The organism is Enterococcus sp. AZ095b (assembly GCF_051714725.1).
Lineage (GTDB): Bacteria > Bacillota > Bacilli > Lactobacillales > Enterococcaceae > Enterococcus_B > Enterococcus_B pernyi.
In genome coordinates this window covers 819,904-845,729 of sequence record NZ_JBIOSL010000001.1, presented here as the reverse complement: position 1 = coordinate 845,729, position 25,826 = coordinate 819,904, and the positions used below count along the sequence as shown (strand labels likewise).

Here is a 25,826-nt window from a genome sequence, read left to right as displayed (position 1 = left end):
TCCTCCTAGAAATGGTGGAATCCTTCAACTGGTAAGACAAAGACTGTTGCTCCGCCCACTTCTACTTCTACAGGATAAGGAACGCCACCGTCCATTGAAATATCTAACGTTACTGGAGTAGAAACAAATTGTTTTCTTGACTCACATGTTTTTTTGATGATCTCTAATGCTTCTTCGACACGATCGTCCTCAATACCAACGATAAATGTGCTGTTTCCCGCTTTAAGGAAACCACCAGTAGAAGATAATTTAGTCGCACGAATGTTTGCATCGATCAATTCATTGGACAAACGGTTGCTATCTTTATCTTGAATGATTGCTAAAATGATTTTCATTTACGTTCACCTTCCTGACTTTCAAAATATTGTGGAAATTGGTTGATAATTGCGTGGTAACTCAATTGTAACACTTCTTCAAAACTATTTCTTGCATCGATCTTATGGATGCGGTCTGGATGCTCCTCTACCAATTTCAAATAGGCATGACGGACACGCTGGTGGAACTCTAATCCCTCTGAATCTAAGCGATCGATTTGATTCTGCCGATTTTTAGCGATGCGACGTAATCCTGTGTCAGAATCCACATCAAGATAAAGAGTAAAATCAGGAGTCGTTCCTTCTGTAGCAAATTCATTCAGTTCAGCAATCTCGTTTACGCCGATCCGACGACCCGCACCTTGGTAGGCTAACGAACTATCGACAAAACGATCACACAAAACGATTTTCCCACTCGAAAGTGCAGGTAAAACTTTTTCGACCAAGTGCTGTCTTCGAGCAGCTGCGTATAATAAACTTTCTGTTCGCTCGTCCATGCGATCATTTTTGGGATCAAGAATCACTGCACGAATCTGTTCAGCAATTGGTATCCCACCTGGTTCCCGAGTTTGAATGATCTCTGTTTTTGCTACTTGTTGTAAAAGAGGATATAGTTCTTTGATGATACTCGTTTTACCTGCACCATCAGGTCCCTCGATCGTAATAAATAAGCCGTTCACACTTGTTCCTCCATCTCTTCTCTTGCTTTTCTATTGTATCTGAAAATCTTTGTTGATCAAACTACCGCGATCTGACTCGTAGAAAAAAATCATAGTTCACGTCTGCCTTCGACCGCTTTCATTAAAGTCACTTCGTCTGCATATTCGATATCGGAACCAACAGATAAGCCATGAGCTAACCGTGTGACTTTGATACCAGCAGGCTTGATCAATCGTGAAAGGTAGATTGCTGTTGCTTCTCCTTCAGTGGTCGCATTCGTTGCGATGATCACTTCTTGGACCTCTGCATCATGCAAACGTTGTAAGAGAGGAGGAATATTGATATCTTCTGGACCCGTACCTTCCATTGGTGACAATACACCATGTAGCACATGGTACAAGCCACGATACTCACGCATCTTCTCCATCGCCATGACATCTTTTGGTTCTTCAACGACTAAAATGATGCCACGATCTCTCGATGGATCTTTACAGATCTCACAAGGATCTTCTTCTGTGATATTTCCGCAAATACTACAAAAATGTAGATCGCGTTTGACGCTCAATAAAGCTTTGGCAAATTCATTGACCACTTCATCTTTCATATCGATCGTATAAAAAGCCAGTCTTGTCGCTGTTTTTTGACCAATACCTGGAAGTCTCATATAACTGTCGATCAGTTTGGCAATTGGTTCTGGATATTGCATGTTCATTTCCCCTTCAGGAAAATTTAAAAGGGTAAGCCCTTAGTGTATTTTCCCATTGTTTTTTCTGATTCTGTATCGATTTTTTCTAATACGTCATTTACAGCCATCACAATCAAATCTTGTAGCATTTCTGTATCTTCTGGGTCAACTACTTCATCATTGATCTGGATATCTTTCATTCGACGATTACCAGTAAAGACGACTTTGACTAGATCATTCGTAGAACTACCAGTAAATTCTGTTTCATTTAGTTTTTCTTGGGCTTCGCCCATTTCTTTTTGCATTTTTTGGACTTGCTTCATCATCCCTTGCATATTTCCCATTCCGCGCATCATTAATATCGCTCTCCTTTTCTAATCATCGATTACTGTGACTGCTGAACCGAAAAGTTCTTCAGCTTTCGTCACTACATTTTCTTGGTTTGTTTGTTCTTGAGGAAGCAATTCGATCTCGTCTGATTCATCATCAGACGCAAACGATTCTTCTGCTTCTCCATCCTTTGCTTGGACGAGATAATTTTTTCTTAGACCAGGCCAACTTTCCCGTGTGATATAGACAGGCTCTGGCGCATAATCTTTGATCATGCGACTAAGTTGGTTGTGGATCGCTAATTGAAGCTCTTCGTCATTAGCTGCGCGCTGACAGACGATTTCATAATCAAAAGCAATCACTAGTCCATTAGGTCCTGCCGCAACTGGTTCACTTGCTTTGAGCATCGCTCTCTGGGTCACTGACAAACTCATCAAAAGATCATCCCAGACTTCTTTTACTTCATTCAAGTGTTTCCTTGTCGCCTCTTTTAGTACATTATACACCCGTTCCGTAGGAATACGGTATGTACTTGGCTGTTTTTTCTGAACAGGTGATTGCGGCGTTTGCTGATTCGCAGTGACTTTCACCGTGCCATTTTTGATTTCTTTGATTTCCTTTTTCAGCTCTTGGATCTCTTGTTGCAATTGTTTTACTTGTTGCTGATCGATTTCACTAGGCACTTGCTGACTTTCATTTGCTGAAGATTGAGCTAGTTTCACTGTCGCAACCTCTAAATAAATAGTCGCACTATTTGTAAAACGCACCTCATTTTGTGTATCGCTCAAAATTTGGATCATTTGAAACAAGCGTTGTGCCGGGATTTCTTTCGCCAATGTCGTGAATGTTTCTGTTTTGACATGTGAGGTTTCCTCTAATAGATTTGGTGCTTGCTGAAACATCAATAGATCACGGCAATAAGACAACAGATCTTCTAAAAAGCGCCGTGATTCTTTTCCTGCCGCTAAAATTTGATTCAATTCTTGTAAGGCTTGTGGGATCTCTTTGCTAAAACAAGCGGATAGATACGCATCCATCATCTCATTCGTCAAACTCCCCGTGACTTGCATTGCATCATCCAACGTGATCGTGCCATCACTGAAAGAAATCGCTTGGTCAAGAATACTTAACGCATCTCGCATCCCACCTTCTGCTGCTCGTGCGATGACTGTCAACGCAGGCGCTTCGTAAGCAATCTCTGTTTGATCCAAGATATATTCTAAATGTTCGGTAATATCTGCTGCATTGATCCGTTTGAAATCAAAACGTTGTGTTCGAGAGATGATCGTTGCAGGGATTTTGTGCGGTTCAGTGGTTGCTAAAATAAAAATAACACTTTCTTTTGGTTCTTCCAGTGTTTTCAGTAAAGCATTGAACGCTCCAGTCGAAAGCATGTGGACTTCATCAATGATATAAATTTTGTAAGCGGCTTTTGTTGGTGCATAATTTGCTCGATCTCTGATGAAACGGATCTCCTCGACACCATTGTTACTTGCCGCATCGATTTCAATGACATCTTCTTGTGTCCCAGTCGTGATCGACTGACACATCTCACAATGATTACAAGGTTCACCATCTTTGCTGTTTGGGCAATTGATCGCCTTGGCAAATATTTTTGCCGCACTTGTTTTCCCTGTCCCTCTTGGTCCTGTAAACAAATAGGCATGTGAGGTTTTATGGGAAACAATCGCATTTTTCAATGTTTGTGTCACAGCTTTTTGTCCAACGATATCCTCAAATCGCTGTGAACGCCACACACGATAAAGTGCTTGATATGCCATAAGGATCCCCCTTCTTTTGAAAAATTCACTAACTTTTATTATACGTGATTTAGCCCAAAAAAACTACTATACTTTATTCGGTTGTAACAGAAGTGAGCAACACTTAGAAATAAGCTTTAACATTCAAAAAAGCTGCTCGTATTTTGGGATGTTTCGGCTAAATACCAATTTCGAACATCGTTTGTCTAGGTTGTGAAAGAAACCTTAAACTCTAGACTATTAGACAGAAACAGCAAAAATAGCTATTTCATCGTTGATTTTTTGAGCTGTGTCCAAAGAGTTGCGCCTTGAACAGTATTTATCCAGATTCTGAAAAAAAGTTCAGTTCTAAAACGTATGGCTGAATGTGGGAAATAGGTGCTCTGGTTTTCTACATCTTTCGACTGAGAGCATTTTCAGTCTCCTATGGTATAATACAAACATATACGTAGTAAAAAAATACTTGCTCACAGGGAGGACTTTTTATGGGACTTATTAAAGCAGCAACTAGCATGATCGGCGGCGGATTAGCAGATCAATGGATCGAAGTCATTGAACCAGACAATATGAGCGACACCACAGTCATGACAAAAGGTGTCAAGGTACGTAAAGACGATAAAAGAGGATCCAATCGAAAAGGTACAGAAGATGTATTGACAGATGGCACAGTCGTTCATGTCTATCCGAACATGATGATGCTTTTGGTAGATGGTGGAAAAATCATCGATTACACAGCTGAAGAAGGCTATTATACGATCAAAAACGATGCTGCCCCTTCCATGTTCAATGGTTCATTGAAAGGTGCAATCGCTGAAACCTTTGACCGCTTTAAATTTGGTGGCGTAACTCCACAAAAACAACAAGTATTCTATATCAATCTACAAGAGATCAAAGGAATCAAATTTGGCACAAGCGCGCCATTAAATTACTTTGATAATTTCTATAATGCAGAATTATTCTTACGTGCGCATGGAACGTACTCTATCCATATCACCGATCCAATCTTATTCTATACAAATGCAATTCCTAAAAATAAGACGCAAGTTGAAATTGCAGATATCAATGAACAATATTTAGCAGAATTCTTGACTGCTCTTCAAACAGCGATCAACCAAATGTCTGCTGATGGGCAACGTATTTCCTATGTCCCATCAAAAAGTTTAGAACTAAGCAAATATATGGGCACAGCGTTAGACGATTCCTGGCGTGAGCTTCGTGGGATGGAGATTGTTTCTGTCGCAGTTGCTAGCATCTCTTACACAGATGATTCGGTCAAACTCATCAACATGCGCAATGAAGGTGCCATGTTAGGTGATCCTAGTGTCCGTGAGGGCTATGTGCAAGGTTCGATTGCTCGTGGGATGGAAGCTGCAGGTAAAAATGATGCCGGTGCGATGACTGGCTTTATGGGTATGGGAATGGGCATGAATGCCAATGGCTCCTACTTAGCTCAGTCCGCACAAAATAATCAAGAACAAATCAAGCAACAACAAGAAAAACAAAACCAACAAACAGCTCAAGGTACTAACGATACATGGACTTGCCCTGTCTGTGGTACCGAAAACACCGGGAAATTCTGTTCAAACTGTGGTGCTGCAAAACCAGTGGCAAATAGCCAACCAAAGCTTGAAATGAAATGTAGCGAATGTCATGAAGTAGTGGATCTTTCAAATGGAATTCCTAAGTTTTGTCCAAATTGTGGAAAACCATTCAAAGGTATCCCACTCGACTAGTTGAAAGGGGTGCCTGAATGGATGCTTTAACACATAAATGCCCCAATTGTGGCGGACCATTGACCTTCGATCCAAAAGATCAAAAATTTCATTGCGACTATTGCCTAAATATTTATACAGAAGCAGAAGTCAGTCAATATGAAGAGGAACAAAAAGCGGCCCGCGACATTAATGGGACTCAAGATCAACCAGTTGCAACGGATGAGTTCACCTTTACAGCAGAAGAACAGCTCGATCAAATGGATGAAACAGAACGTCAAGCATTTGCCGATGCTGGTGGAATGACTGATACAGAGGCAACAGCTGAACAGACGGCTACTGACGAACAAAGCAACATGGAACTATTTTTATGTCCAAACTGCGGTGCAGAAATCGTCACAGAAGCCACTACAGCTGCTACCTATTGTTACTACTGTCATAATCCAGTCGTGCTATCCGGACGACTAAGTGGTGACTTCTTACCAAATAAAGTTCTGCCTTTTGCTGTAGAAAAAGAAGAAGCAATTAAACAGTTTCTCGCATGGACGAAGAAAAAATGGTTTGTACCAAAAGCATTTTTCAATCAGGAGCAAATCGACAAATTAACTGGCGTTTATTTCCCATATTGGGCAACCGACGCTGAACTAGATGGTTCTTTACAAGCCAACGGGACAGTTGTCAGAATCTGGCGTGTCGGTGATATCGAGTATACCGAAACAAAACAATATGCCGTACACCGTGAAGGAAAGCTTTTCTTCAAAGAATTAGTAAAAAATGCTTTGTCAAAAAATACTCAACAAAAAATGGTGGAAGCTGTCCAACCATTTCCTTTAGCTAAAGCTATCGGATTCAAAAGTCAATATCTCGCTGGATTCCAAGCAGAGCAACGTGACATTGAGTACCAAGCAATCAAAGCAGATATCCAAAATGAGTTACGTGACTATTCCGAAAAATTGTTGCGAGATACAGCCAATGGCTATACTACTTTGACCGGAGTACGTGCTTCTGCAGAAATCACTGGCGAAAAAAATGAATATGTCTTGTTACCGGTCTGGCTTGTTACTTACCGTAGCAACGATTCTAACAAGAAAGTCTATTATTATGCAATGAATGGCCAAACGGGTAAAGTTAGCGGTGTATTACCGATCAGTCATAAAAAACTCGCTTTGACCTCTTTCGGGATATTCACTGTTTTAGCGATCCTCTTTATGATTGGAGGCTATTTGATATGATGAGTAAAAAAAGTCTCTCCATTTTCTTTTTATTAGCCATTAGTTTACTGTGGACACCGATCGTAGGAGCCGCTACCCCAACAATCAATGACGAGGCGAATTTATTTACAAGCGAACAAGTCAACACACTGAGCCAACAAGCGAAAGAAATCAATGACAAGATCAAAGGACAAGTATTTATTGTCACGACTACCTCAAATACTGCAGAACCTAGAGACTTCGCTGACAACTATTTAAAAACCGCAATAGGAAATGATCAAAATGGTTCTGTTTTACTTTTAGATATGGGGCAACGAGAAATCTATATCTCCACTTCTGGAAATATGATTGACTATTTGACGGATCGCCGGATCGATTCGATTTTAGATGATGTCTATGATCAGATGACGAATGCAAACTATTATGCAGCAGCCCAAGCCTATTTGACCAAAGCTTCTACTTATGTAGATGAAGGAGTGCCTGGCGGTCATTATCGTATAGATGAAGCCACAGGTAAAATCACTCGGTATAAAGTTTTGACTACCGTCGAAATAGTGATTGCGGTGGCTTTGGCAGCTATCTTAAGCATCGCTTTTTATATGATCACCGCCTCACGATACCAATTGAAATCCGGGACATATAAATACCCATTTCGTGAAAAGGCAAGTATCAAATTGACGGACAAAACAGATCGTTTAACGAACTCCTTTGTCACGACTCGTCGTATCCCTAAAGCGCCACCCCCAGGAAGCGGTGGTGGTGGCAGCACGACTCATTCGAGTGGTGGCGGTACCTTTGGCGGCGGCGGCCGAAGTTTTTAATTAAACGAAAACAGAACACAAACCAAAACATGGATCAGATTATGAGGGACTCCCTCTATCTGATCCATATTTTTTGATTCTTTCATCAAATACTTACACACTTGTCCATACTTCATAGGTATAGAAATAAAATTACGTTAGATAGATAAATATATTGATTTTTAATTTCATAAATGTATACTTGATTTATGAAAGCGTTTCAAATGGACAAAAGGAGGTCTCACCATGAATAATAAAGAAACAGTTCCATCAATCATTCATTTTGGGATGAAATCGGCTTGTTACTTGCTTCTTGCTTGTATCGTCAGTGGTATCTTCATTCCCTATTTATTCTATTTATTGCACTGGGAAGTTCGACTGGGTGTCTTTCTCTTTCTTCCTCCCTCTTTAGCTGCTGTCATCACTGGCAATTATTATTTTATTTCAACTAATACAGGTTTTACTAAAGGATGTATCCGAACATTTCTTATCGCTACAGTCTGTCTGATGTTCGTCGCTTATCTATGGTTGTATCAAGGCATCATCTTCTAAATTCTATCGATAAAAAAGGAGTGTCAATATGTTAACAAAGTTTACAGAAATCATTGAGCGTTATTTGGCAGGTCCAATGGCTACAATTGCCAACCAAAGACATTTACGTGCCATACGTGATGGGATCATAGCTACATTGCCACTAATTATCGTCGGTTCGTTTTTCTTGATCATTGCTTTTCCGCCCTTACCGCCCAGTTGGGGGATCTATCAGTTCTTGTCCGAAAATGCAGCAACTATTTTATTACCTTATCGCATGACCATGTATATCATGTCTCTATATGCGACATTTGGCATCGGTGCCAGTTTAGCCAAAACCTATAAACTAGATGTTGTTTCTGGTGGGTTACTCGCTACGATTGCTTTTTTGTTGACCTTTATCCCTGTCAATATTCCTCTTGAGGCTGCGGAAGCTGCTGGTACTTCTGGTTTTGTTTTGCCTATGGCCAATCTTGGCGGTGGTGGGATGTTTGTCGGAATCATTACTTCAATTTTTGCAGTCGAAGTGTATCGTTTGACGGATAAATCGAAATTTAAAATCACAATGCCTGAGCAAGTACCTCCTGCGGTCGCTCGTTCTTTCGAAGCATTAACGCCAACCTTGATCGTGATTTTAGTCATGGCATCGATCAGCTATTACATCGGCTTTGATTGGCACACTGCCGTTTCAAAAATTGTCAGCCCTTTGATCAGCGCAACCGATACGTTGCCGAGTGTCTTGTTGCTGATTTTTCTAATCACTTTCTTCTGGGCATTCGGTATCCATGGCGTATCCATCATTGGTTCACTTGCTCGCCCCTTATGGTTGCAGATCTTAGAATCCAATACAACTGCAGCAGCAGCTGGTGAGGCTTTACCCAATATTGCAGCTGAACCTTTTTATCAATGGTTTGTTTGGATCGGTGGCGCAGGTTGTACGATCGGTTTAGCGATTCTGCTTGCCTTCACAGCCAAATCAAAATATGCTTCAAAATTAGGTAAAGCAATCATCACTCCTTCTATTTTCAATATCAATGAGCCAGTTATCTTTGGCGTACCGATCGTATTGAATCCAACACTGATCATTCCGTTTATCTTTGCTCCAATGGTTTGCGCAACCATCGCTTGGTTTGCGACTAAACTAGGTTTAGTCAGTGCTGTTACCATCACCGCACCATGGACGCTCCCTGGTCCTATTGGTGCTTACTTAGCTACAGGTGGTGACTGGCGGGCAGCCGTATTGAACATTTTATTGATCATTCTTTCCATTTTCATGTATTATCCATTTGTTAAGATTTATGATAAAAATGAATTAGCAAAAGAACAGGCTTTAGAAACTGGAACACCAAGATAGACACCACTATCTAACTAATTTGAGAAATACTTAAAGTAAGTTTGAGTCAACTTCTTTTATTTCATAAAAACAGCACCTACTTTCCTTAAAGAAAGAAGTAGGTGCTATTTTTCATTACTGTTTTTTCATTCTAGCGAAACTGATTTGTTGTAACTTATTATTTCAATACCCAGACACTGCTTGTTTCGGGATTGCTATTGGTATTCCACCATTTTGCTTCATAGGTCTTTCCTTTGTAGACGACTCGGTCACCACCAGAATATGCTTTGATTGTTCTCCATTCTTCTGTTTGTGTTTTATCTACTTTCTCCCATGCCTGAGATGTATCAGGACGTTCACCTCTGACCCACCATTTAGCACGGTATTGGATGCCGTTATAAATCACTAAATCTCCTGCTGTGTAAATTTGGTCACTGCGCCAAGTATCTTGAATAACATTTTGCTCATTGGTCTTGATTATCACTGCCGGACTTTTTCCTGACTCATTACCTGCTCCATCATAAGCACTGACTTGATAAGTATAGCTAGTATTGCTTGCTAGATTTGTATCGGTGAAATTCAAGCCTGTTACTGAATTGATTTTCACCCCATCACGATAGATATTGTAGCCAGCCACACGTAAATTATCTGTCGCAGCAGTCCAAGTGATCTGTGCGGTATTTGTAGTAACAGTGCCTTGTGTCAAACCTGTAGGGATGCTTGGTGCTTCGTCATCTTTTTCTTCTTGTCGTGTAACAACCGTCAAGAAGCCCGTTTTTGCTGATTCATTACCTGCTTCATCATAAGCACTCACCTGATACACATATACTTCGTTACTCTTTAAATTTTCATCTAAATACTCTGGCTTATCCGTTGTTCCCACTTTTACGTTGTTCCGATAAACATTATACCCTTTGACTTTTGTGTTGTCTGATGATGGATTCCATGTTAATTTGACAGAATGACTTGTTACCTCATTCGCCGCAAGATCTGATGGAATCGTCGGTGCTTCTTTGTCATTATTGTTCGTACCACCATCGATATCTCCTACTTCACCTGTCATCTCATCTCGATACTCCCAGATTTTTTTAGTCAAGCTTGGTAGTTTTTCCATTTCAAGTCGACTTTCAGCAGTTACTTGAATACCCCATTTTTCAAAGAAAGGTTGTAAGTTCTGACCACTGATTTTTGAAGCCGCAACGACAAAATACTGACGTTTATCTTGTTCCGTAGGAAGGGCGCGTTGTTCATTTCGATACATTTTATGTAAATTAGGATAGAAATCTTCACCAAATGCTAATTCCAATTGCCAGAACATTCCTAATTTTGTCCAGATATCCTGGTCATCAAATTGTTTCTGTCCTGTTCCATTCAAATAGTTGAAAATAGTTGGATAACGATTATCTCTTTCTAGACGACTACGCTCGCTCAGTCCTTTTTCTGCGCGCAGAGAATAAATGTTTACTGTGACCTCCGTCAAGTCTTTCCAATTCATTCGTGATAATTGATACGTATGACCAAGTTCATGCCAAATTCCCCATTGTCCGATAGTCGTAGGATTCAGTACTGCTCTCATTGCATCTGAGGTGCTGTTATAAGCTGTATGTTGATAAAAAGCATACATATAATAGCCAGACTGAATGGTTTCTCGCAAATGCTGGAACAAACCAACTGGCTTTCGATGGACAGCAGAACTACCATCTAAACCAGACGTTTGATTATGGAATGTAATGACTTTCTCATGTGCATTAAGAATCGTCTCAGGATCCTTTGCATCCTGGAGTGTTCGATTCGATCCTGTCACTAACACACGGTCACCGACTAGTTCATAGCCTACTGCTGTCGGATTATCGGCAATCATTTTTGTCCATTCCTGCTGGGTTGTTTTACCAAGAATAAACCGAGGAATCTTTATCCCACCTTTGATTTCAATACTTAGTTTTCCTTGCGCTGTTTGACCAGATTCATTTCGAATGTGGATCAGACCGACTTGCGAACCAGAAATCACATTACGTCCCTTAACCAGTTGTGTTCCATTTGCCGACCCTTCCGAAAAACTCGTTAAAGCAGGTGTAGTAACTGTATATGTCGGCAGTTGTGTTTGATCAGTTGATTCATCTACGTATATCTCGATCACATCATTCCCACGCTTATATATTCCGGTCGATTGATTAGTACTCGGACCAAATGGATTATCTAAAATAGTTGATCTATATGTATTTAGATTCTCACTCTGTTTGAGTTCCAGTTTAGTAGAAATATTTTGATTTGTTTGTACGATTGCAGATATGGTAGCTTTTTCATTATCCCTCGAATGAATAACTTCATCTGCAGTAGTTATATCAGAAAACATAACTATTCCTAACAGTGCAGCGCTAAATAATAAACTTTTCTTCATTTTTAAAATAACTCCCCTAAAATTAATTTTTATTACAAAATAACTATAACATCTGAAAGAATATGTTATTTACCAATTTTTCATCACATCTAAAAAAAATGAAAAAAAATTTATTTTATTTATGCTTCAACTGATAATTACCTATAAAATTGCTGTTTATATCACTATCCTTATCAAACAATGATTTAAAAAAATAAGGAAAGAATAAACATGTTTTGTATATTTTGCCTATATAATAAAAAAACAGACTACTTGAATGACCTAGCCTCTGATAGAAACAGTTTTAGAATGTTTAAGCAAATAGATTTTTCTTATCTCTGGAATGTCCGCGTCTGATATGCATTCGACAGCAAGTATCTTTTCTTCTGATGTCGAATGCTGAATCATCGTTACTTGCAGAATATTCTTTATTTGGAAAAAGATTCTGAGCATACATCTACACATTAAAAAACTTAATTCATAAACCTATTATTATTTTTGAAAACGTAGGAAATTAACACGTACTTCTGTATACCAAGCGAATAAACCTAATGTTTAGAATTCTTCGTTAACAGCCAACCAGTGATCAGAAGAAACAGTAAATCGTTTTGCTGTTTTCATGAGTGGTACATTGGTATTTACAAAAGATCAAAAGCAAAAAACAGACTATCCTGATAGGATAGTCTGTTAAACCTTGACTTAACAATGGTTTGATTATTCTGCAGCGTTTTCGTCTTTGAGACCGTATTTTTTGTTGAAACGGTCCACACGTCCGTCTGCTTGTGTGAATTTTTGACGTCCAGTGTAGAATGGATGTGAGTCAGAAGTTACTTCGACACGGATGACTGGGTATGTATTACCGTCTTCCCATTCAACTGTTTCTTGTGAAGTTTTTGTTGAACCTGACAAGAATTTGAAACCAGTTGTAGAATCCAAAAATACGACTGGATGGTAATCTGGATGGATATTTTCTTTCATGCTATTCGCTCCTTTGCCCTGCTTCATTTGCTGAACCAGAGTTGATTTGTCGATTTACAACATTTACATCTTACCATGTTTCCTATAAGCTTGCAATTATCTTTTTAAATTTCTTGTGGGATTTTTTTTGCCAAAAGAAACATCTTGGAAATCTTTAAAAAATTGTTGGTTATTTTTAGTTTTTCGCAAGAAACGGATCAATTGTTCCGTATATTCTAATGAGTCGCCAATCATATGCTTACGGAGTTTCCAGATTTCTTCTAGCTGATCACTATCCATCAATAACTCTTCTTTACGAGTACCTGATTTTTTGATGTCGATGGCAGGGAAAATACGGCGTTCTGATAATTCACGAGATAGTTGTAATTCTAAGTTCCCTGTTCCTTTGAATTCTTCGTAGATGACATCATCCATCCGACTCCCAGTATCAACTAATGCCGTAGCCAAAATCGTTAAGCTACCGCCTTCTTCAATATTTCTGGCAGCGCCAAAGAATTTTTTCGGTTTGTACAATGCTGCAGGATCGATTCCTCCGCTCAATGTACGACCACTTGGTGGTACCACTAGATTATAAGCACGAGCTAAGCGAGTGATACTGTCCATCAAGATGACGACATCCCGTTTATCTTCAACTAAACGCATGGCACGCTCTAAAACCAATTCAGAAACCCGCGTGTGGTTTTGTGGTTGCAGATCAAATGTGGAAGAAACCACATCGCCTTTGACACTACGCTCAAGATCGGTTACTTCTTCAGGTCTTTCGTCGATCAATAGAACGATCAACTCCACTTCTGGATGATTTTCAGTGATCCCATTAGCGATTTCTTTTAAGATGGATGTTTTTCCTGCTTTCGGCGGTGCAACGATCAACCCACGTTGTCCAAAGCCAATCGGCGAGAAAATATCGATCATGCGTGTTGCAATTTGTTGCGGTGTCGTTTCTAAACGAAGTTGCTTCTCCGGATAAAGCGGCGTCAATGCTGGGAAATGCGGGCGCTCTTTCGCATCTTCAGGATCTCTCCCATTGACACTTTCAACGTGCATCAATCCGTAATATCGTTCTGATTCTTTAGGCGGTCTTGCTTTACCAGCTACTTTGTCACCGTTTCTTAAACTGAAGCGACGAATTTGGGAGGCAGAGATATAAATATCTTCGACACTTGGACCATAGTTGATCGGACGCAAAAAACCATAGCCGTCTTGTCCAACGATATCTAAAATCCCCTCCATATAGTAAAAGCCTTGTTTTTCAGCCTGAGCTCGAATAACAGCTAGGGATAATTCCTTTTTGTTCATCTTACTGTAATAAGGAATCTTGAATTCTTTTGCATAACTGTAAACATCTTTTAGTGTTTTGTTTTCCAGTTCGGCCATTGTCAAATAATCGCTCATTCGGCTTCCACTTCCTCCACCATTTTGATACTTGCTCCGATTGCTGTTAATTTCTCGATGATATGATCATAACCACGCAAAATATATTCGACATTATAAATCGTTGTCGTGCCTTCTGCCATCAATCCTGCAATCACTAAACAAGCCCCTGCGCGTAGATCTGAAGCAACAACTTCAGCGCCATGGAGTTTATTCGGCCCATTCAGGATGATCATATTACCTTCTACTGAGATATCAGCACCCATTCGTGCTAATTCAGGAACATGATTCACTCGCTTCGAATAGATCGTATCCACGATCTCAGCAGTTCCAGTAGTCATCAATAATAACGGTGTCAACGGTTGTTGTAAGTCTGTGGCAAAACCTGGATACGGATAAGTCATCACATTCGCGGCTTTTAAATTCTTTGAAGGATAAACTTCGATCTCGTCTTCACTGATTTTCATGCTCACACCGATTTCTTGAAGTTTAGCAATAAAACTTTCAAGATGCTCATAGATCACATTCTTGATTTTTACGCCATTTCCTGCGGCAGCAGCTACAGCCAAATAAGTCCCTGCTTCGATACGGTCAGGAATCATGAAATGGCGGCAGCCATGCAGTTCTTCTACTCCTTCAATACGAATCACGTCAGTACCTGCTCCACGTATCTTGGCACCCATATTGTTCAATAATGTCGCAACATCAATGATTTCAGGTTCACGCGCCGCATTTTCGATTGTCGTCTGTCCATTTGCTTTCACTGCTGCTAACATGATATTGATCGTTGCACCAACAGAAATCACATCCATAAACACACGATTTCCATTAAGCGTTTTGTTTTCTGTTCGTAAGTACATCGCACCATGTTCATTTGTGACTTTTGCTCCTAACGCTTCAAACCCTTTGATATGAAGGTCGATTGGACGCGGACCAAGGTAACAGCCGCCTGGTAGACCAACAACTGCTTCGCCAAATTTAGCTAATAAGGTGCCCATAAAATAGTAAGAAGCACGCAAGCTATTGATCTTCCCACTTGGCATCGGTACTGAAACGACACCACGTGGATCGATTTCTAATACATTGTTTTCAAAACGGACAGTTGCGCCCATGATTTCTAAAATTTCTATCAATGAATGAACATCTTGAATGTCAGGTACACCTTCCAAGATCACAGGAGAATCTGCTAAAATCGCTGCTGGTATCAAGGCAACTGCACTATTTTTAGCACCACTGATCGTTACTTCACCAGTCAATGGACGATTTCCTTCGATGATTATTTTTTTCATTTGTTCCCCACCTTGTTTATTCCTCAAATTTATACATATGCTTGTATTTTATCATAGATGAAACGAAGAAACGAGTATCGTTCCTTTTATTTAAATAAAAAAAGAGAACAATCGCCGGATCGGCACATTGTTCTCTTCTATCAGTTATCTCGTTCGATCTAACTTTTATCGATTATGCTTTGTTAGCAGAACCGAACCAGTCGATATGAGATTCAGCATCTTTAACGATTGCTGCTTTACCTGGTGCTAATAATTTACGAGGGTCAAATCCTTTACCTTCGCGGTCTTTACCAGCTTCGATATATTCACGAGTTGCTGCAGCAAATGATAATTGGAATTCAGTGTTCACATTTACTTTAGAAATACCCATTGAGATAGCTTTTTCGATTTGATCTTGAGGAATACCAGATCCGCCGTGTAATACTAAAGGTACATCTGAACCTACAGCATCAGCAATTGCTTGTAAGTGATCAAATGCTAATCCGCTCCAGTTTTCTGGATATTGACCGTGGATGTTACCAATACCACATGCTAAGTAGTCAATACCTGTTGCTACCATTTGTTTACATTCTTCGATGTCTGCTAATTCACCTGTTCCGATGATTCCATCTTCTTCTCCACCGATTGAACCAACTTCACACTCAACTGAGATTCCTTTAGCGTGAGCTTTTTCAACAACGTCTCTAGCTAATTTCAAGTTTTCTTCGAATGGTAAATGAGAACCATCGAACATAACTGAAGTATAGCCAACTTCGATACATTCTAATGCAGCATCGTAGTCACCGTGGTCTAAATGGATTGCCACTGGAACAGTGATGTTCATTGATTCAACTAAATTAGTGATCATGTCTTTACATACTTTGTAACCACCCATGTATTTAGCTGCACCCATTGAAGTTTGGATAAGTACTGGTGCTTTTTTAGCTTCAGCTGCTTCTAAGATCGCTTGAGTCCATTCTAAGTTGTTTGTGTTGAACCCGCCGACAGCATAACCGCCTTTACGAGCAGCTTGTAAAAATTCAGCTCCTGATACTACTGGCATAATAAATTCCTCCTAAATTTTGTGAAAACTAAATTTGTTAAGATGATCCTTAACCAACGAACCTATTTTACCAAACATTTCACTAGTTTTCTACTAAAATCAATAAAAATGAAAATTTTCAAGACGCTTTTTTCATTAAATAAATAAAATCCACCGAAATATCGTAGGTAAAAGGTTCTCTATAAACATTTAAAATATTTATTAATAACAATTCTAATAATTTGACACTCGCTGATTTTGACGGATCAATTCCTAGTATTTTTTATTTTGATTCGCGTTCCGTTAACGAAGCACCAACAAATGCTTTGATCAATTTTTGCGGACGGTTTGGACGTGAAATCAATTCTGGATGGAATTGACAACCAACAAAGAATTTCTTATCTGTGATCTCAACGATCTCAACTAAACGATTGTCTGGAGATACACCTGAGAAGACTAAGCCATGTTCTTCAAATTGTTGACGGTATTTATTGTTGAATTCATAGCGATGACGATGACGTTCTTGAACCACTTCTGCCCCATCATAAGCTGTAGCAGTAGTCGTGCCTTTTTTGACTTTACATGGATAAAGCCCTAAACGTAATGTTCCACCAAGATTTTCAATGTTTTCTTGATCTGCCATCAAGTCGATGATGTTGTTTGCAGTTTCTGGAATCGTTTCTGCTGAAGCAGCGTCTTCTAGACCTACAACGTTACGTGCAAATTCAACACACGCCATTTGCATCCCTAAACAAATTCCTAAGAATGGGACATCATTTTCACGAGCATAACGAATGGCTTCGATTTTCCCTTCGATTCCTCGATCACCAAAACCACCTGGTACTAAGATCCCATCGGCCTCTTTCAATCGTTCATCCACATTTTCACTCGTTAACTCATGGGCTTTTACCCAATCCAATTCGATATCCGCATCAAACGCAAAACCTGAGTGTTTCAATGCTTCAACAACTGAGATATACGCATCAGGTAATTCAACATATTTCCCTACTAAAGCAATGCGAACTTTTTTCTTCAAGTTCAAGACACGATTTTCTAATGCTTCCCATTCGGTCATATCTGCTTCTGGTGTTGAAAGCTTCAAATGATCACAAACGATCCGATCCATTCCTTGTGATTGCAATAATAACGGGATTGAATATAGTGTATCTACGTCTGGTGATTCGATTACTGCTTCTGGTTCAACGTCACAAAATTGTGCCAATTTATTTTTGACATCTTGAGATACTGGTTGCTCTGTGCGCACGACTAAGATGTTTGGTTGGATACCTAATCCACGTAACTCTTTCACGCTATGTTGTGTTGGTTTAGTTTTCATTTCACCAGCCGCTTTTAAATAAGGAATCAACGTTGTATGGATATACATCACGTTATCAGAGCCAACATCAGCTTTCATTTGACGCAATGCTTCTAAGAATGGCAGTGATTCAATATCCCCAACTGTGCCGCCGACCTCTGTAATAATGATATCTGAGTCAGTCATTTTAGCTGCACGCATGATTTTTTCTTTGATTTCATTCGTAATATGCGGAATCACTTGGACAGTTGCGCCTAAGTACTCCCCTTTACGTTCTTTACGCAAGACTTCTGAATAAATTTTTCCTGTCGTCACATTGGAGTATTTGTTCAAGTTGATGTCAATAAAACGTTCGTAGTGGCCTAAGTCCAAATCCGTTTCTGCTCCATCATCTGTAACGAAAACTTCTCCGTGTTGGTATGGACTCATTGTTCCTGGGTCCACGTTGATGTATGGATCAAATTTTTGGATCGTTACTTTCAATCCACGATTTTTCAACAAACGGCCTAAAGATGCTGCTACGATCCCTTTACCAATCGATGAAACCACGCCGCCTGTCACAAAAATGTATTTTGTCATATGTTCAAAAACTCCTTCTTGTTTTATCTGCAGGAAAAGTCTAAGAAAATAAATAAGGCTCCCTATCCTTCTAAAGAATAGGGAGCGTTGATTTCTGTAAACTTCTGACCCTCTAAAAGGGTGCCCAAGGTGTATATTACAAGCTATCTAAACGAAAGTCAAGTATTCAATTACGTTTATACCTACTTGATGGATAAAAGCACTTTCACTGACGTCAATACATTAAGTCCTATGAAACGAAATAAAAATAGTGAAAAAAATATTACTATATATATCGAAATAGTTGGAACAAAAAATCTCATAAACGATCAAATAATCGCTTTATAGGAAAATTTTATTTGGATGTCACCCTTTTTACTCCTTTCCATACTCTATCAAAGCAGGTAATAGGAAAGTTTTCTCAGGATCCACTGCAAGCGAGCCACAAGGCCAAAAATTCACACTCCAGTGATGAAGAAAAAAAGCGTCTGAGACATTAGTCCTCTTGTACCACCTAAAACCGAATAAACGGCAGAAACAGAAGTAACCTCTTTGGAAATAAGGCGCCATCCACAAAAATTTGAAGAACAATTTTCGTGGATAGCGCCTTATTTCTCGAGGCTGAACACTTCTGTCACGACCTCTTCTATACTTTTCTTTGATTTAACGGGATTTTATTAGTAAAGCTCTAAATATTGTTCTCTTTCCCATTCAGAAACGGTTTGTCTAAAGGCAGCCCATTCCAGACGTTTTGCTTCCACAAAGTTCGCAAAGATATGATTGCCTAACGCATCGATCATCACTTTGTCTTTGCGCAATTCTTTGATGGCATTGTGGATCGTTGATGGAAGATCTTGGATTTGCGCTTCTTCACGTTCTTCTTCGTTCATCACGTAGATGTTACGATCAACAGCCGGTGGTGGTGTCAATTCATTACGGATACCATCTAAACCTGCTTGTAGTAAAACAGCCATTGCTAGGTAAGGGTTCGCTGCTGGATCGACAGAACGTAATTCTAAACGAGTGGATAAACCACGAGATTCCGGTACACGTACCAATGGCGAACGATTACGTCCACTCCATGCCACGTAAACAGGTGCTTCGTAGCCTGGAACTAAACGTTTATAAGAGTTGACCGTTGGATTGCAGACCGCTGTATACGCGCGCGCATGTTTCAGTAAGCCACCTAAGAAATGATACGCAGTTTGACTTAATTCTAAATCTCCGTCTTTATCGTAAAAGGCATTTCCATCTTCATTGAATAAAGACATATTGCAGTGCATTCCAGAACCGTTGATCCCGAATAATGGTTTTGGCATGAAAGTCGCATGCAAGCCATGTTTACGAGCAATGGTTTTCACGACTAATTTAAACGTTTGGATATTGTCACAAGCATCCACGACATCTGCATATTTGAAGTCGATCTCGTGTTGTCCAGGAGCCACTTCATGGTGAGAAGCCTCCACTTCAAAACCTAAGCTTTCTAATTCCAATACGATATCTCGACGGCAATTTTCGCCTAGATCCGTTGGTGCAAAATCAAAGTAACCACCTTTGTCATTCAACGTCGTAGTGATGCCACCATCTTCATCTAATTTGAACAAGAAGAATTCTGGTTCAGGCCCTAAGTTGAATGAGGTAAAGCCAAGTTTTTTCATATCATTTAATGAACGTTTCAGATTGCCACGAGGGTCACCAGCAAATGGAGTACCATCTGGATTATAAATGTCACAAATCAGGCGCGCCACTTTGCCGTGGTCGCTTTCCCATGGGAAAATCATCCAAGTAGAAAGATCAGGATACAAGTACATATCACTTTCTTCGATTCTGACAAATCCTTCAATCGAAGAACCATCAAACATCATTTTATTCTCAAGTACTTTGTCGATTTGACTCACTGGAACTTCAACATTTTTGATTGTTCCTAATATATCTGTAAACATCAAACGTAAAAAGCGTACGTTCTCATCCTCAATAATTCGTTTAATTTCTTCGCCTGTGATTTGTTTCTTTACCATGGTATCCCTCTTTCTTTTTTTTATTTCATTCAGTCAAAGTATTGACGTTGTTGCAAGCCTTGTGACTGATAATGTCCTGTTTTGGCTAACCCACCTTGAGCTAATATCTCATCACGGAAAATTTGACGAACGTCGTGATCGGTCAGCGGTTTTTTACTTTTTTCTTCTTGTTTTTTCGCCTGTGCCATTTCATAGACCCGTTTGATTCCAGCCATATTCAATCCTTCTGAAAGATAATCCTTGATTTCTAATAGAATATCGATATCATTCAATGAATACATGCGTCGATTTCCTTCACTTCGCTCGGGATGAACAAATTCCTGTTCTTCATAATACCTGATTTGTCGAGCAGTCAAGTCTGTTAGTTTCATAACTGTACCAATTGGAAATACTGACATTGAACGACGTAATTCCTTTTCTCCCATCTGACGTCTCCTTTCGTCCTATCAATTGAATAAAGTATACCAATCACAAAAAAGACTGTCAACCTCCCATGTTAGGTTTTCTTACATAAGGAGCAGTTTTTTTTATAAAAAAACTTGATCCACTTCTATATGAAGTCGATCAAGCTCGTTTTTTCTTATTATTTCATTTTTAAAATAACTCATCTTTTTTTAGCCATTTTGAATTTTTATTCGCAAACCCACGTACTTCATAGCTATTTTGTTCTTCAATGAAGTGTTCATCTAATACAAGTGTCTGCCGTCTCAACTCACTTAATGTTTGTCCTTGATCACTCGGCACAATTTTCGTATAAGGAAGCATCAACTCCATCAATTGCCGTTTGACGGCCTCGATCAAGCGTTCTTTCCCCTCTTGTGTCTGAGCAGAAATCAAGACATTCGGAAATAAAGTCGGTGTAAATCCTGCTGTGTCGATCTGGTCTGATTTATTATAGACAGTCAATACAGGCATTTCTTTCATATCTAACTCATCCATCAACTTTAAAACTGTTTGTTCTTGCAAGATTCGATCAGAAGAACTTGCATCGACAACATGAAGCAAGAGATCCATCCCTTGACTTTCTTCAAGGGTTGAATGGAACGCATCAATCAACTGGGTGGGCAGATCTTGGATAAAACCAACGGTATCCGTTACAGTCAATTCGAATCCTTCCGCAAAACGCCATTTTTTCGTCAGCGGATCAAGGGTGGCAAATAGTTGATCTTTCGCATATGATTCAGCTTGCGTCAATAAATTAAGGATTGTTGATTTACCCGCATTTGTGTAACCGATCAAACCAATTTGAAACACTTCGCTACTTTGTCTTTTTTGCCGATTACGTTCTCGATGGGCCTCCACTGCTTTTAGCTCTCTTTTTACGCCTAAGATCTTGTTGCGGATATGCCGACGATCCGTTTCCAGTTTCGTTTCTCCTGGTCCCCTTGTACCGATCCCACCACCAAGACGAGAAAGCGACTCACCTTGTCCAGCGAGACGAGGTAGTAGGTATTGCAATTGCGCCAATTCGACTTGCAGTTTCCCTTCTTTAGATCGCGCACGCATCGCAAAGATATCCAAGATCAATTGGACTCGATCAATGACCGGCGCCCCTACCGCATCGGTAATCAGCTGACTTTGACGCGGAGTCAATTCGTGGTTGAATATGACAAGATCTGCCTCATAAGCATCTGCTAATTGGGTCAATTCTTGAAGCTTTCCTTTACCGATCAACGTTTGACGATCCACTTGCGGTCGTTTTTGCGTGAGTCTATATACGACTTCACCAGCTGCTGTATCGATCAATTGTTCCAATTCTTTCATTGATTCAGCAAAATATCGCTGATTTTCTTCCGTTTCTACACCAACAATGATTACTTTTTCTTTTGCTTCTCTCATGTTCCCACCTCTTTCAGCCAACCTTCGATGGCATTTTCGATCTCTGCTAGATCTGTCGGTTTTTTCAAGAGATCGAACCAATGCGCCGTCAAACGATTACGAAACCAAGTCAGTTGTCGTTTGGCATAGCGCCGAGAGTTCAATTTGATTTGTTCGACTGCCTCATCTAGAGTGATGTTTTCTTCAAAATAAGGAAAGAATTCTTTATAGCCGATCCCTTGACTGGCTTGAACCGCCCCTAATTCATAGACCTTTCTTGCTTCTGCAATCAATCCCTCTGTGAGCATTTGATCCACTCGTTGGTTGATTCTACTATAAAGGAACTCACGCTCCGTATCCAGACCGATCATATAATAATCATACAAGCACTCAGGTCTATCTTTCGGTGCCATGATACTATAGCCTGTTGTCTCAAATACTTCTAATGCGCGAATCACTTTTCGCTGATTATTCCAATGGATTTTCCCCGCTGCAAGCGGATCGCGTTCATTCAAATAAGCCCAAAGTTTTTCTTTTCCTAGTTCTTCAGCCATTTTTTCATATTTCTCTCGAACAGTAGCATCCGTTTCTTCATTTGCTCCTAATTGAAAATCGTACAATAACGATTGAATATATAAACCGGTGCCACCAACGATGATCGGCAAATGTCCTCTTTCGGTGATTTCCTTGATCAACTTGCGACCTGCCTGTTGAAAATCCGCTGCCGAATACTGCTGGTCTGGCTCGATCACATCAATCAAATGATGAGGAATCCCCATCATTTCAGTTGGCTTGATTTTTGCCGTACCGATATCCAGATGTTTATAAATTTGTAAGGAATCTCCACTGATGATCTCGCCGTTGAATTTTTGGGCAAGTGTCACACTTAACGCTGTTTTACCAACTGCTGTGGGTCCTACGATCACTAATACTTTTTCCATATGGCTCCTACTTTTTCATTAATTGTTTAACATACCAAGCACGTTCAGGAAAGTCTGTGATGAGTGCATCCACAGGTTCCTTTAATCCTCTTTCAAGCTCTTCTGTCGTATTGACTGTCCAAAGACGAATACGCTTTGGAAACTCCTGTATTTCCTGAGGATGCGCAAATGCCCAAGTTGCTTTAGGGTGAAGACCTTCAATAAAAGGTAAGGTCTTAGCTAGATCTAATTTTTTCATTGAATCACTCATTAAAAGATCCAGTTGTGCGTCTGGTTCGATGACGGATAAACGTTCTAAGGAACGAAGGTTGAAACTACAATAAGCATGACGAAACGGCCACTCATTTTTTGTCATAAGTTCAGATACTTGTGCTTCGATCCCTTCATACTCATACTTGTCCGTTTTGATTTCGATCATCAATGTTCCTCGATAATTTTTTTGGAGAAGTAGCGAGAGTACTTCTTTTAGCGCAGGGATTTTCGCTGCTGGGAAATCTTTACTAAACCAACTGCCTGCATTCAATTTTTTCAGCTCTTCGAGAGTCTTTTCTCGAACAAGGCCTTTTCCATTGGTTGTTCGATCAACGGTTTCATCATGGATAACAATCAGTTGACCGTCCTTACTAAGATGGACATCTAGCTCGATCCCATCCACCCCCACTCTTACTGCTTCAGAAAAGGCGGGCAATGTATTTTCCGGATGGGTTCCTTTACTTCCTCGATGTGCATAAATCTGTACCATAGTCCTCACTCCGATCATCCCTATTTTACCACAGGAACAAAAAAGAAAAAGCTTGGACTCATTGTAAGTGCCCAAACTTTTACTTTATCAAAATGTTTAGTTTCTCTTATCCTTGAGTAAACAATATGTTTTGTTTAGCTCCACACATCATCTTTTGAGAAAAAGCCGATTGGTTGTCTCGTTGTATTTTTCAACTGGGATTTTTTCTCATTGATCATTGCGGTCAAATTATCTGTGAAATTTTCCAAAATGACACGCCCACCTTTGTAAGCATAGCCGCCGATCTTCATCGTTTCATCCGGTGAAAGAATCACTTTGCGATGAGCGATATTTTGGAATAATTCATCTAAAATATAATTTGGTAAATAAAAATTATTTTGTGCAGAAAATGATTGCAAATACGCAAAGTCATCGATTGTGATATAACAATCGTCAAAAGCATCAAAGCTGACATATTCTTCCAACAAGCTCGCACGCTTTTGGAGAATCTCATTGATTTTTTTATTTAATTGATTCAATGTTTCGATTTCTTTGACTTTCAGTTCCAATTCGCGTCTACGTTGCTCTTTATTCTCAAGATGACGCATTTGGATCGCCATCCCTAAGTAGACTAAGATTGCTCCTACTAATACACCGATAAAACCTGTGATAGCAATTACCAATTACGGTTCCTCCTTCTTATTGATTTCTTTTTTATCATAACATAAACTCACTTTATGAGACTAGCTCTCGGAAAGTTTTTTCATTTGACCTTTATTGACCAAAAATGTATACTACTTTGTAGGTAATCAAAATCAATTTATGTTACACTATTTCTAAACAAATCAAGGAGGAACCTTATTATGAATTTAATTCCTACAGTTATTGAACAATCCTCACGTGGGGAAAGAGCCTACGATATTTACTCACGTTTATTGAAAGACCGCATCATCATGTTGAGTGGACAAGTAACAGATGATTTAGCAAACTCAATCATCGCACAATTGCTATTTCTAGATGCACAAGATTCTGAAAAAGACATTTACATCTATATCAACTCACCTGGTGGTTCTGTGACTGCTGGAATGGCCATCTATGACACAATGAATTTTGTCAAAGCAGATGTCCAAACAATCGTTATGGGGATGGCTGCTTCAATGGGAAGTTTCTTATTGACTGCCGGAACAAAAGGAAAACGATTTGCTTTACCAAATGCTGAAATCATGATCCACCAACCACTTGGTGGCGCACAAGGACAAGCAACAGAAATCGAAATCGCTGCACGTCATATCTTACAAACCCGCGAACGTTTGAATAAAATCTTAGCGGAACGTACTGGTCAACCAATCGAAGTGATTGAAAAAGACACAGATCGTGACAACTATATGACTGCTGAACAAGCCAAAGCATATGGCTTGATCGATGAAGTCATGGAAAACAGTGCTTCATTAAGCTAATCAACCTATCAAGATCAAAAAAGAAGGCCTTCATCCTTGGATGACAGACCTTCTTTTTTTGCTGTAAAAACATGTGTTAAAACTATTGTTGCCATTCTTTGAAGAATCCATCTGCATGTTTTTGTCCCATTTCGATATAATGTGTGATATTCTGTTTATTTTTTTGGATTTCTTCTTCTGTTAACGGACGGATTACCTTGGCTGGTCGACCAAAAGCTAAAACATTCGGTGGGATGATTTTTCCTTCTGTCACAAGTGAGCCTGCTCCGATCAAACTATTCTCACCGATGACTGCATGGTTCAAAACAGTCGCTCCCATACCGATCAACGCACCCTTTTCGATTTTACAACCATGCAGCATACATTGGTGTCCGACTGTGACATTTTCAGCGATCTCAACTGGTGCATCATGATCAACGTGTATGACTGTTCCGTCTTGTATATTGGTTCCTTTGCCGATCTTGATCCAATTGCTGTCGCCACGAACCACTGCTTGGTACCAAACTGTGACATCTTCTCCTAATTCTACATCACCGATAACCGTCGCATTATCTGCTATAAACCTTGCCATCTTTTTCCCTCTTTTCATTTATTGAAGAAAAAAGGTCCTAGAAGGCTGTTCGCCC

General features: G+C 39.7%; 24 protein-coding genes. 6 read left to right on the top strand and 18 right to left on the bottom strand.

The window, feature by feature from the left end:
- Nucleotides 1-5: 5 nt before the first annotated feature.
- The 5 genes from IGJ99_RS03995 to dnaX all read right to left on the bottom strand — a co-directional run bounded on the left by IGJ99_RS03995 (nucleotide 6) and on the right by dnaX (nucleotide 3,770).
- Nucleotides 6-335 (bottom strand): cyclic-di-AMP receptor, encoded by a 330-nt coding sequence (locus tag IGJ99_RS03995; protein ID WP_010736048.1) that lies wholly within the window; start codon nucleotides 333-335, stop codon nucleotides 6-8.
- Complete coding sequence (tmk, locus tag IGJ99_RS03990; RefSeq protein ID WP_010736049.1) at nucleotides 332-994, bottom strand: dTMP kinase; 663 nt, start codon at nucleotides 992-994, stop codon at nucleotides 332-334. Before tmk ends, IGJ99_RS03995 begins: the two co-directional genes overlap by 4 nt.
- An 89-nt stretch (nucleotides 995-1,083) precedes the next feature.
- Nucleotides 1,084-1,680 carry a recombination mediator RecR gene (gene recR / locus IGJ99_RS03985; RefSeq protein WP_019722633.1) on the bottom strand — a complete coding sequence of 199 codons (597 nt, stop codon included), beginning with the start codon at nucleotides 1,678-1,680 and terminating at the stop codon, nucleotides 1,084-1,086.
- A 23-nt stretch (nucleotides 1,681-1,703) separates the two neighbouring features.
- Nucleotides 1,704-2,015 (bottom strand): YbaB/EbfC family nucleoid-associated protein, encoded by a 312-nt coding sequence (locus IGJ99_RS03980; protein WP_010736051.1) that lies wholly within the window; start codon nucleotides 2,013-2,015, stop codon nucleotides 1,704-1,706.
- 18 nt (nucleotides 2,016-2,033) lie between these two features.
- A complete protein-coding gene (dnaX, locus tag IGJ99_RS03975) occupies nucleotides 2,034-3,770 on the bottom strand; it encodes a DNA polymerase III subunit gamma/tau (RefSeq protein ID WP_010736052.1) in 1,737 nt (578 codons plus the stop codon).
- Nucleotides 3,771-4,234: 464 nt separating this feature from the next.
- Between dnaX and IGJ99_RS03970 the strand changes: the two genes are divergently transcribed.
- From IGJ99_RS03970 to IGJ99_RS03950, 5 genes are all read left to right on the top strand, one after another.
- Nucleotides 4,235-5,482, top strand: a complete 1,248-nt coding sequence (locus tag IGJ99_RS03970) for an SPFH domain-containing protein (RefSeq protein ID WP_438770631.1) — start codon at nucleotides 4,235-4,237, stop codon at nucleotides 5,480-5,482.
- 17 nt (nucleotides 5,483-5,499) lie between these two features.
- Nucleotides 5,500-6,693: a TFIIB-type zinc ribbon-containing protein gene (locus IGJ99_RS03965; RefSeq protein ID WP_438770630.1), complete on the top strand. Its 1,194-nt coding sequence runs from the start codon at nucleotides 5,500-5,502 to the stop codon at nucleotides 6,691-6,693.
- The gene (locus tag IGJ99_RS03960) at nucleotides 6,690-7,493 is read left to right on the top strand and encodes a TPM domain-containing protein (RefSeq protein ID WP_023519265.1); all 804 of its coding nucleotides are present in this window, start codon (nucleotides 6,690-6,692) and stop codon (nucleotides 7,491-7,493) included. Before IGJ99_RS03965 ends, IGJ99_RS03960 begins: the two co-directional genes overlap by 4 nt.
- 225 nt (nucleotides 7,494-7,718) lie before the next feature.
- On the top strand, nucleotides 7,719-8,024 hold the full coding sequence (locus IGJ99_RS03955) for a hypothetical protein (protein WP_010736056.1): 306 nt from the start codon (nucleotides 7,719-7,721) through the stop codon (nucleotides 8,022-8,024).
- Between the two features lie 28 nt (nucleotides 8,025-8,052).
- Nucleotides 8,053-9,357: a PTS sugar transporter subunit IIC gene (locus IGJ99_RS03950; RefSeq protein WP_023519264.1), complete on the top strand. Its 1,305-nt coding sequence runs from the start codon at nucleotides 8,053-8,055 to the stop codon at nucleotides 9,355-9,357.
- Between the two features lie 157 nt (nucleotides 9,358-9,514).
- Here the strand turns inward: IGJ99_RS03950 and IGJ99_RS03945 are convergent, their stop codons facing one another.
- The 12 genes from IGJ99_RS03945 to IGJ99_RS03890 form a co-directional block, all read right to left on the bottom strand.
- Nucleotides 9,515-11,734, bottom strand: a complete 2,220-nt coding sequence (locus IGJ99_RS03945) for a M60 family metallopeptidase (protein ID WP_349520142.1) — start codon at nucleotides 11,732-11,734, stop codon at nucleotides 9,515-9,517.
- 693 nt (nucleotides 11,735-12,427) lie between these two features.
- Nucleotides 12,428-12,691, bottom strand: a complete 264-nt coding sequence (locus IGJ99_RS03940) for a type B 50S ribosomal protein L31 (protein WP_010736059.1) — start codon at nucleotides 12,689-12,691, stop codon at nucleotides 12,428-12,430.
- Between the two features lie 96 nt (nucleotides 12,692-12,787).
- Nucleotides 12,788-14,083: a transcription termination factor Rho gene (gene rho / locus IGJ99_RS03935; protein WP_010736060.1), complete on the bottom strand. Its 1,296-nt coding sequence runs from the start codon at nucleotides 14,081-14,083 to the stop codon at nucleotides 12,788-12,790.
- The gene (locus tag IGJ99_RS03930; RefSeq protein WP_137072045.1) at nucleotides 14,080-15,351 is read right to left on the bottom strand and encodes a UDP-N-acetylglucosamine 1-carboxyvinyltransferase; all 1,272 of its coding nucleotides are present in this window, start codon (nucleotides 15,349-15,351) and stop codon (nucleotides 14,080-14,082) included. Before IGJ99_RS03930 ends, rho begins: the two co-directional genes overlap by 4 nt.
- Nucleotides 15,352-15,523: 172 nt before the next feature.
- The gene (locus IGJ99_RS03925) at nucleotides 15,524-16,393 is read right to left on the bottom strand and encodes a class II fructose-bisphosphate aldolase (protein ID WP_010736062.1); all 870 of its coding nucleotides are present in this window, start codon (nucleotides 16,391-16,393) and stop codon (nucleotides 15,524-15,526) included.
- A 262-nt stretch (nucleotides 16,394-16,655) separates the two neighbouring features.
- Entirely contained in the window at nucleotides 16,656-18,266 is a 1,611-nt protein-coding gene (locus IGJ99_RS03920) for a CTP synthase (protein ID WP_438770629.1), read from the bottom strand.
- 656 nt (nucleotides 18,267-18,922) lie between these two features.
- Nucleotides 18,923-20,263 carry a type I glutamate--ammonia ligase gene (glnA, locus tag IGJ99_RS03915; protein WP_010736064.1) on the bottom strand — a complete coding sequence of 447 codons (1,341 nt, stop codon included), beginning with the start codon at nucleotides 20,261-20,263 and terminating at the stop codon, nucleotides 18,923-18,925.
- Nucleotides 20,264-20,292: 29 nt separating this feature from the next.
- On the bottom strand, nucleotides 20,293-20,688 hold the full coding sequence (locus IGJ99_RS03910) for a MerR family transcriptional regulator (protein ID WP_010736065.1): 396 nt from the start codon (nucleotides 20,686-20,688) through the stop codon (nucleotides 20,293-20,295).
- Between the two features lie 169 nt (nucleotides 20,689-20,857).
- Nucleotides 20,858-22,102, bottom strand: a complete 1,245-nt coding sequence (gene hflX / locus IGJ99_RS03905) for a GTPase HflX (RefSeq protein WP_010736066.1) — start codon at nucleotides 22,100-22,102, stop codon at nucleotides 20,858-20,860.
- Nucleotides 22,099-23,022, bottom strand: a complete 924-nt coding sequence (gene miaA / locus IGJ99_RS03900) for a tRNA (adenosine(37)-N6)-dimethylallyltransferase MiaA (RefSeq protein ID WP_010736067.1) — start codon at nucleotides 23,020-23,022, stop codon at nucleotides 22,099-22,101. Before miaA ends, hflX begins: the two co-directional genes overlap by 4 nt.
- Nucleotides 23,023-23,029: 7 nt before the next feature.
- The gene (locus IGJ99_RS03895) at nucleotides 23,030-23,764 is read right to left on the bottom strand and encodes a glycerophosphodiester phosphodiesterase (RefSeq protein WP_010736068.1); all 735 of its coding nucleotides are present in this window, start codon (nucleotides 23,762-23,764) and stop codon (nucleotides 23,030-23,032) included.
- A gap of 134 nt (nucleotides 23,765-23,898) precedes the next feature.
- Nucleotides 23,899-24,363, bottom strand: coding sequence for a hypothetical protein (locus tag IGJ99_RS03890; protein ID WP_371740687.1), 465 nt, complete (start codon nucleotides 24,361-24,363; stop codon nucleotides 23,899-23,901).
- A gap of 243 nt (nucleotides 24,364-24,606) precedes the next feature.
- On the opposite strand from IGJ99_RS03890, the gene clpP reads away from it, so the two are divergent.
- Entirely contained in the window at nucleotides 24,607-25,200 is a 594-nt protein-coding gene (gene clpP / locus IGJ99_RS03885; protein ID WP_010736070.1) for an ATP-dependent Clp endopeptidase proteolytic subunit ClpP, read from the top strand.
- An 82-nt stretch (nucleotides 25,201-25,282) separates the two neighbouring features.
- Here the strand turns inward: clpP and IGJ99_RS03880 are convergent, their stop codons facing one another.
- Complete coding sequence (locus tag IGJ99_RS03880) at nucleotides 25,283-25,771, bottom strand: gamma carbonic anhydrase family protein (RefSeq protein WP_010736071.1); 489 nt, start codon at nucleotides 25,769-25,771, stop codon at nucleotides 25,283-25,285.
- Nucleotides 25,772-25,826: the final 55 nt, after the last annotated feature.